Annotated in this window: 8 protein-coding genes; 2 read left to right on the forward strand and 6 right to left on the reverse strand. The window is 45.0% G+C overall.

The window, feature by feature from the left end; genetic code table 11:
- Positions 1-130: 130 nt before the first annotated feature.
- From cshA to FFM74_RS13145, 6 genes are all read right to left on the reverse strand, one after another.
- Positions 131-1,753, reverse strand: a complete 1,623-nt coding sequence (gene cshA / locus FFM74_RS13120; protein WP_137627081.1) for a degradosome RNA helicase CshA — start codon at positions 1,751-1,753, stop codon at positions 131-133.
- A gap of 273 nt (positions 1,754-2,026) precedes the next feature.
- Positions 2,027-3,403 (reverse strand): UDP-N-acetylmuramoyl-tripeptide--D-alanyl-D-alanine ligase, encoded by a 1,377-nt coding sequence (locus FFM74_RS13125; RefSeq protein ID WP_137627086.1) that lies wholly within the window; start codon positions 3,401-3,403, stop codon positions 2,027-2,029.
- A 294-nt stretch (positions 3,404-3,697) separates the two neighbouring features.
- The gene (locus FFM74_RS13130) at positions 3,698-4,477 is read right to left on the reverse strand and encodes a hypothetical protein (protein WP_137627082.1); all 780 of its coding nucleotides are present in this window, start codon (positions 4,475-4,477) and stop codon (positions 3,698-3,700) included.
- Between the two features lie 68 nt (positions 4,478-4,545).
- Complete coding sequence (gene htpX, locus FFM74_RS13135; protein WP_137627083.1) at positions 4,546-5,445, reverse strand: zinc metalloprotease HtpX; 900 nt, start codon at positions 5,443-5,445, stop codon at positions 4,546-4,548.
- Between the two features lie 11 nt (positions 5,446-5,456).
- Positions 5,457-6,017, reverse strand: a complete 561-nt coding sequence (locus FFM74_RS13140) for a LemA family protein (RefSeq protein ID WP_137627084.1) — start codon at positions 6,015-6,017, stop codon at positions 5,457-5,459.
- Positions 6,018-6,096: 79 nt separating this feature from the next.
- Positions 6,097-6,801: a class A sortase gene (locus FFM74_RS13145; RefSeq protein WP_137627085.1), complete on the reverse strand. Its 705-nt coding sequence runs from the start codon at positions 6,799-6,801 to the stop codon at positions 6,097-6,099.
- A 195-nt stretch (positions 6,802-6,996) separates the two neighbouring features.
- On the opposite strand from FFM74_RS13145, the gene FFM74_RS13775 reads away from it, so the two are divergent.
- Together FFM74_RS13775 and FFM74_RS13780 are read left to right on the forward strand one after the other, a co-directional pair.
- Positions 6,997-7,719 (forward strand): baeRF6 domain-containing protein, encoded by a 723-nt coding sequence (locus FFM74_RS13775; RefSeq protein ID WP_223877249.1) that lies wholly within the window; start codon positions 6,997-6,999, stop codon positions 7,717-7,719.
- Positions 7,720-7,744: 25 nt separating this feature from the next.
- Positions 7,745-8,131: a hypothetical protein gene (locus FFM74_RS13780; RefSeq protein WP_223877250.1), complete on the forward strand. Its 387-nt coding sequence runs from the start codon at positions 7,745-7,747 to the stop codon at positions 8,129-8,131.
- Positions 8,132-8,278 lie beyond the last annotated feature (147 nt).

Raw genomic sequence — 8,278 nt, forward strand, 5'->3', positions numbered from 1 at the left:
TGTACAGAAAGCGCCCAGCCACGGGGCGGCTGGGCGCTAATGATAGCTGATTACCAACAACAGTTGACAAAGAGCCACTTTTCATCAGATTTGACTCAAAGACCCAAATCAGTTTGTTATTTCACTTGTTTTAATCGTTCGTCCGGATGGTGAAGTTCCGTTTGCTACTTTGCTTACGGCCTTCATCATGGTTACGGTTGTTGCTGCGGTTGTCTTCACGACTGCGGCTACCATAACCACCACTCTTACGATCGTTGCTACCGCCATTACGACGGTCGCTGCTACGATGATCATCGCGGCTCCGACCATTGTGTGAGTAACTGCCGCCACGGCGGTCATTACTACGACCACCGTTACCGCTGCGGTTACGATTGCGGTTACCACCACGATAACCACCGCCACGACGATTGCCACCGCCGCCGCCTTTATGACGAGGTAATGGGCGTTCTGGCGTGATTTTAACTGGAACGGCAGTTGCGTCGTCCTTAGTTAAATCATTCAGTAAAGCAGCAACTAAATCAGTAGCATCATATTTTTCCAATAATTCTGCTGCTTGTTCTGCATACTTTTCTGTCTTGGTCTTAGCAACCAACGAATCAACATTCGCTTCGGCAGCGGCAATTTGGCCGGCAAAAGCTTCTGCATCTGTTGGTGGCTTCAATGGTAACATACGCTTCTTAGTCAACTTTTCGATGACACGCAAGTATTCCATTTCATTAGGTGTAACGAAGGTTAAGGAAACCCCTTTATGTCCGGCACGGCCAGTACGGCCAACACGATGAACATAACTATCTGGGTCCTGTGGAATATCATAGTTGTAAACATGAGTGACACCAGAAACATCAAGTCCCCGGGCAGCCACATCGGTTGCAACTAAAATATCCAACTTACCAGCCTTGAATTGACGCATGATTTGCGTCCGACGTTGTTGGCTCAAGTCACCATGAATCCCAGCAGCATTGTAGCCACGAGCTTCAAGGCCTTTTGACAATTCGTCAACACGGCGTTTCGTCCGACCAAAGACAATCGTCAATTCAGGTGCCTGAACATCGAATAAACGTGTCATGATATCGAATTTTTCAAATTCTTTTGCTTTAACGTAGTATTGATCAACTGTATCAGCGGTCAATTCTTTTGCTTTAATTTTTACATGGTGTGGTTCTTGCATGAACTGAACACCGATGCGTTTGATTTCAGGCGGCATTGTTGCTGAGAAGAGCATTGTTTGCCGTTCTGAAGGCACTTGTTTGATAATTGATTCAATATCATCCAAGAAACCCATGTCTAACATTTCATCGGCTTCATCTAAGACCAACATCTTAACATGGTCTAATTTGACCGTGCCGCGACGAATATGATCCAATAAACGACCTGGCGTCCCAACAATTACTTGTGGGTGTTGCTTCAGGTTTCTGATTTGACGACGGATGTCAGAACCGCCGTAGACAACTTGGACTTTCGCCCGTTCGTCTTTACCCAAACGGAAGATTTCTTCTTGGGTTTGGATTGCTAATTCACGCGTTGGTGAAATAACTAAGGCTTGAATGTTAGGATTATCAAAATCCAAACGTTGTAGGATTGGCAATGCAAACGCGGCGGTTTTCCCAGTACCGGTTTGAGCTTGGCCAATCACGTCTTTCCCATCAAGCACCATTGGAATGGTTTCTGCTTGGATTGGGGTGGCTTCTTCGTAGCCTGCTCGAGTAACTGCTTTAAGTAGGCTATCGGATAAGCCTAGTTCTGTAAACTTCAAATATGTTTCCTCCTAAGGATGACGCCATGGGATTACTGATAGCTAGGAAAAAATCCGTTCCCCGTAAGACGCTGTCATGTAAGCCAACGGCCTGACTTTCAAATAGTACAACTGAATTATCATACACCGGTTATTCTAAATTAGCAAGAAAGACCCCTGATGGTTAACCGGCGCCAATCGGGTCACTAATTTTTGTTAGCGTCACCACTTCCCAGTTAATCACCAGTGGCCTTGCAAACCAATCAGTGAAAATCAATTAAAAATTTTATTTAGTTAAGCTTCTAATGCCGCCAAGACATTCTCTAAATGAATGCCATGACTCCCCTTTAATAATACCTCATCATCAGCACTAATGGCCTGTTTTAAGTCCGCAATTAATTGGGGTTGTCCAGCCGTTGGATAGTAATGAACGGCGGTCTCCGGATATTTGTCCGCCAACGCTTGGGCTAACGCAACCATATGAGACCCGTTCAAATAAACGCTCTGAATTAAACTTGGGTCTAATTCAGTTGCTAAACTAGCATGCAAGTCATCCGCTTGGTCACCCAATTCCAACATATCGCCCAAAACAGCAATACGCTTGCCGTTGGTCGGTACCGCTGAAAAGGCGGCTAAAACGCGCTTGGCGGCAGTTGGGTTCGAATTGTAAACATCACTCAAAATGGCTTCACCGTCTGACCCGGTTAACCATTCTGTGCGATTTTCCGTCGGGACAAAACTGGCAATCGCTTTTTGAGCAACGGCGGGACGAATATGGAACGTATCGCCAACTAACAGCGCCGCCAAAGCATTATTAACGTTATAGGCGCCCATCATTGGAATCGTTACCGTTTCATCTGGCCAAAGATTGGTCTTAAAACTAGTGCTAGCCCGACTCGTCTGAACATCACTACCCGCCAACGTATTTGTCGCATCTAAACCAAAGGTCCGTTTGCGCTGTTCAACAGTGGCACTCCGATCTTGTAATAACGGTTCGTCACCATTAAAAATGAACGTGCCATCTTCTTTTAAGCCGTGCACGATTTCCATTTTCGCATCAGCGATTTTATCACGGGTACCGAAGAATTCGATGTGGGCTTCCCCAATCATCGTGATGACGGCCACATCGGGTTGCACTAGTTGGCTCAAAAAGTCCAGTTCGCCAAAATGATCCATCCCCATCTCAACGACAACCACTTCCGTATTGGGTTCCATACTCAATAACGTAATTGGCACCCCAATCTGATTGTTAAAGTTGGCATGCGTCTTGGTCACGTTAAATTGCGTGCTGAGAACACTCGCAATCATATCCTTAGTCGTTGTTTTCCCGTTACTTCCGGTAACTGCAACGACCTTAGGATTGATTTTTCGAAGATAATATTGGCCTAACTGTTGTAACGCCTTGAGCGTGTCGGGAACTAAAATGACTGGCAAATCAGCTGGCGCACTGTCCACATGGTCGCTTGCCCATAAAGTTGCCACCGCCCCATGATCAATGGCACTCTGAATAAAGTCATGACCATCATTGGTCCCAATTAATGGGATAAACAACTCGCCGGCAGTTAACTGTCGACTATCAAAAGCCACCCCGGTTACATTAACATCGGGCCAAGCTTGTTCAGCATTATCAGCTTGAACCGCCTTTGCAATTTCGGTAACTTGCATCTTCATATGAATTAAACTCTCCATTCGTGGTGACCTTAGTTAGGCCGCCAAATTACTGACTAATGTGTCTTAGACATCTCATATAGCTTAATTAATTTTAGCTACTCGCATTTGAAATTATACCACTTTGACGCGTCAGACTCTATGAACGGATTCAATTCTTAACCATCCCCACAGACTCGCTGATTGCTCAGGTCATTACGGCACGCGTCAACCCGAAACAAAAACAGGCTTCAAATCAAGTCCGCTATTAGCGACTCAATTTGAAACCTGTGTGTCATTCACTTAATTAAACAAAAACTAAAGGTGGTCTTCAAATGCCAACTGATCCTGAACTTGTAAGCCCCACTCGCCGGATGCCAAATTGAATTGCAGTGTCGCCACATTATGGGTACGCCGATTTTCATCGGTGCGAGCGGGATCAAAAACTTCAATGTCGTCATTCGCCATCTCGGTGTGCACTGGCACTAATAATTGCCGTTGCCGAATCATGGACTGATCAAAGTAAATGAACAAACCATCTGGCATGAGCCGCACGAGTTGTTTCAAGATTGGCTCAGGCACTTTGGGGACACTCAACGCCCGGGTAAACATCCGTCGACCACGATAAGCGGCTAAGGTATGGCGCACAATTGCCGCACTTAGGACATGGCTGAACGCTGAAATATAGTAGAAATAAAGTTTAATGCCACCATTTCGTTGCTCCAAAAAGACATAATGGTTGCGTAACTTGTAATTGAAAGGTGAGCGAATCGGTCGATCCATATGACCAAGATAGAGTAGCTCCGCAATTTCGGACGCCGTCAAAAAATCTAAGTCGCCGACCTCATCATAATCTAGCCATTTAACTGGTAGCGGATGTGTTTGCAACAAATAACGCCGAATTTCATTCTCGTCGTTAATCACATTCAACCCTGTATGGGCGTTCACCGCATGGGTCTCATCATCTACGCCAATTAGCGAGACCAAGTTATCTGGCAAGCGTTTCACGCCGTGCACAAAGTCACTCTGGTCGATGCCATAGGCAAAGACTAAATTATCAAGTTTTTCTAAATTGGCGTATATATATCTGCGTTGCACCGGACTCACTCTTTCAATAACTATTTATTTATATTATAAGCCGTCCACTTACAAATAGCTGGCTTTTATCACATTTTTTCTAAACGTGCAATACGGTCAGCCATTGGTGGATGCGTTTCAAACAAATGCGTCCACGTTTTCTTGGCCTTAAATGGATCTGAAATATATAACGCAGCACTACTAGGATCCGCCTGAGCCATTGGCTGACTATCGTCAATCTTGTTCAAGGCATCAATTAAGCCTTTCGGGTTCCGGGTCAATTCAACGCTACCGGCGTCAGCCAAGTATTCACGATTACGTGACAAGGCCATTTGAACTAGACTGGCAGCTAATGGCGCCAAAACGATGAGGATCACAGACACGAGCATCAGTAGAATCTGAATACTCCCATTCCCATCACGGTCATCATCGCGTCGGCGACCGCCACCCCACCAGAAAGAATTGAGTCCCCAGTTGACTAGTAAACTAATCGCTGCCGTCAAAGCCAATGCAATGGTTTGCAAGCGAATATCATAATTGCGAACGTGGGTCATTTCATGGCCAATTACGCCTTCCATTTCCTCACGCGTCAACCGCGCCTGAATCCCAGTCGTCACTGCGACTGCCGAGTGTTCGGGACTGTTTCCCGTTGCAAAAGCATTGGGACTTTCATCATCAATGATAAAGACCCGTGGCATTGGCACTTTTGCAACCATGGCCATATCTTCCACAATGTGCCACAATTCTGGATCATCATCGGCTGAATGGAGCTCACGCGCATGATTCAGATTCATGACCACATCCGTTGATTGACCAATCATAATCGCAGAATAAACAACTGCCACGACAATCGCCATGACCAATCCTGCCATCATACTATTAAAAAAGACATACCCGACAGCCGCGCCGATAAGTGCCACTAACACGACAAAAGCGGCCATCACGTAAACCGTGTGCCGCTTGTTGCGGGCAATTTGCTCAAATAACATGGGCATAACCTCTAATCATCGAATGAGACTTTAGGTGCTTCTTTTTCTGCTTCTGGAACAGCCAAAAATTCAACTTTTTGAAAGTGATGAACGCCGGCAACCAGATTAGATGGAAATTGTTGTAACTTCATGTTGTAACTAGCGGCACTCGTGTTAAAGAGTTGCCGTGAATAGGCAATCTTATTTTCGGTATTGCTCAATTCTTCCATTAATTTGCTAAATTCTTGATTAGCCTTTAAATCAGGATAATTTTCGGCTAAGGCGAAGATGCTCTTTAATGAATTCGTCAATTGATCCGAAACGGCCATCGCTTGTTGATGATCACCATTAGGAATCTGAGTCATTTGGTTACGCAACGAGACAACCTGTTCTAAGGTCGTCTTTTCATGCTTTGCATACCCTTTAACCGTACTAACTAAATTAGGAATCAAATCGTTACGCCGTTTTAATTGAACGTCGATTTGGCTCCAAGCTTCTTGCGTGTACATCCGTGACTTGACCAGTCCGTTATAAATGACAACGTAAACTGCCACTAAAATCAGGATGACCGCGATAATAATTAATCCAACCATCAAGTGAGACCTCCTTAAGTAATTTAATACCCCTCTATTGTAACGTGAAAAGTGACTCGCCGTCAGCAGTCGTCAAAATTTAATATTTGTTATTAAAGTGACTCGTAAACGACTTTTGGACACTTGCGGGAGCTTTATCAAACTGCCATTGTTGTACATACTTACCACGGATCATCAAACGTCCCGCCCCGGTTTTATCACAAGTAATCAGCGTCACTAGCGTCTGTCCAGGAACGTTGTCAATCACTTGCACATCCGTTGCCTTGATAAAGGTTCGCTCACTCGTCTTGTACGCGTAGATCTTTTTGGCATCGGATAAATAAATCATCTGGCCAACTTTACTCTTATAATACAGTGGACTGAACAACGCGCCGTGCTTAATCATATGATGCCCGGCTAAAGCGTAATTGCCAGCACCCATTTTTTGATCAGCTGTCATCGTACCAGCGGCCAACGCCAACGTTTCATTGCTAACTCCTTTTCCAATCGGCAAATATAACCCGACCGACGGAATTGAAATTGACCCAATCACATTAATGGAACTTTTATTCAAACGGGCTTTCGCGACTGTTTGAAAATCCAGTGATTTGACCTTCGTGAAGTCAAAATTGCCTTTTTTCTTCGTGTTCTTCGCGACTGATTTTGTCGTGACAGTTGGTGCGTATGAGCTGACCAACCAACTCTTGATTTGTTCATTAAAAATCAGCGCTAATGACAGCGCAATCAAAAGCACAAATACCACGCGGCCTAACCACTTTAAAACCGGATGCTGCTTCGGCTGCATTTTCCCATCTCCTATATACTTAACCACTCAAATAATTGCGGTATAAGGTAAATATACCTTAATTGCACCCAATAAGAAAGTCCTAGACTTAATTTTAGATTCATTACCATTTGCTTATCAAAAGCATAACGCTTGCGTAATTTAGTTCAAACCTGTTATCCTGTTATTATCAACTAAAGAAAGTAGGTTGGACCTATGGATATCATGGTAAAAAATGACCTTAACGACTTAATGCAACAGCGCGATGCTGGCCCATTCATCGCCATCTATCTAAATACTGAAGCTGTGCTGAATGACTTAGCTCGGCGCCGTTTACAGCTCAAGCAACTCATTGACGAGGCACAGACTCAGCTCGCCCAACACTTTCCTAAAACCGATTTTACGCCGTTCAAAATACAACTTGATAATTTAATCGACGACAACGCCTTTTGGCTACAACATACCGGTCCTCAAACCGGCTTGATTGTGAACGCCGAAAGTTTACGCCGCTTCGACTTACAAATTCCAACTCAAAATCACGTGAGTGTGAACAGTATGCCACCCATTCGGCCAATTTTAGCCGACCGACAACAGCAATTTGACTTCGACCTATTAGCCCTCAGCGAAACAGCCATGGCTTTATATCATCAACGCCAAGGTGACTTTGTCGAAGTCGAGCTACCCGCAGACGCACCGGTCACGATGAAGCAAGCCCTCGGTGAAGAAAAACGTGGCGGCGACTTGAATTTCAATTCCAGTCCAGCGCACGGCGTTAACTACCACGGACATAATGCCAAGGCAGAAGAACGCGCGGTTGATCAGCGCAACTATTACTTGCAAGTTGATCAGTATATCCGGGAACGCTCACAACAGTCGCAGCGGCCACTCGTCCTGATGGGATTGCCAAACCAATCAAGCGACCTTCCGAAAACTCAGTAAGAATCCATATCTGTCACAGCATTTAATGGTCGATCGGTCACCTAATGGCCTGACAACTGCCGACATTCAAACGGCGACGGAACCCGTTCAAACTAAATGGCATACCCAACTGGCCGATATTTTGTTAGAACGCTACGACGCCGCCAACTCACGACAGCTCGCCTTAGCTGATCCATTTGAAATGATTACACCGGCTTTACACGGACGGATCGATACCTTAATTGTTGCCGATAATGCCCAAGTCAGTGGCACCATGTCTGCCACAGGACTAGCAACGACAGACAATGCCTTACCGGATAACTTGATTGATGATCTGGTGGACGTTGTCATGAGTAAACAAGGTCAAATTCGCATTATTCCGGCCGATCGGATGCCGGTTGAAACGGCGGCACTCGCACTGTTACGTTATTAAGCTTAATCACAGCGAAATTCTAAGCTGGTTCCCAACTAAAAAAAGGTCATGGAAAATTTTGATATTTTCCAGGCTATACTCCTACTTAGGTAGACAAGCAAATAATTAAAGCTTGTTTACTTAGGGAGGAGTTTTTAGTATGGGCCG

This window comes from Lactiplantibacillus pingfangensis (assembly GCF_005404945.1).
GTDB classification, from domain to species: Bacteria; Bacillota; Bacilli; order Lactobacillales; family Lactobacillaceae; genus Lactiplantibacillus; species Lactiplantibacillus pingfangensis.

Coding starts and splice junctions, on each gene's coding strand:
- FFM74_RS13125 (WP_137627086.1), bottom strand. CDS start 3,403: ATGAAGATGCAAGTTACCGAAATTGCAAAGGCGGTTCAAGCTGATAAT.
- htpX (WP_137627083.1), bottom strand. CDS start 5,445: ATGTTATTTGAGCAAATTGCCCGCAACAAGCGGCACACGGTTTACGTG.
- FFM74_RS13140 (WP_137627084.1), bottom strand. CDS start 6,017: ATGGTTGGATTAATTATTATCGCGGTCATCCTGATTTTAGTGGCAGTT.
- FFM74_RS13145 (WP_137627085.1), bottom strand. CDS start 6,801: ATGCAGCCGAAGCAGCATCCGGTTTTAAAGTGGTTAGGCCGCGTGGTA.
- FFM74_RS13775 (WP_223877249.1), top strand. CDS start 6,997: ATGGATATCATGGTAAAAAATGACCTTAACGACTTAATGCAACAGCGC.
- FFM74_RS13780 (WP_223877250.1), top strand. CDS start 7,745: ATGGTCGATCGGTCACCTAATGGCCTGACAACTGCCGACATTCAAACG.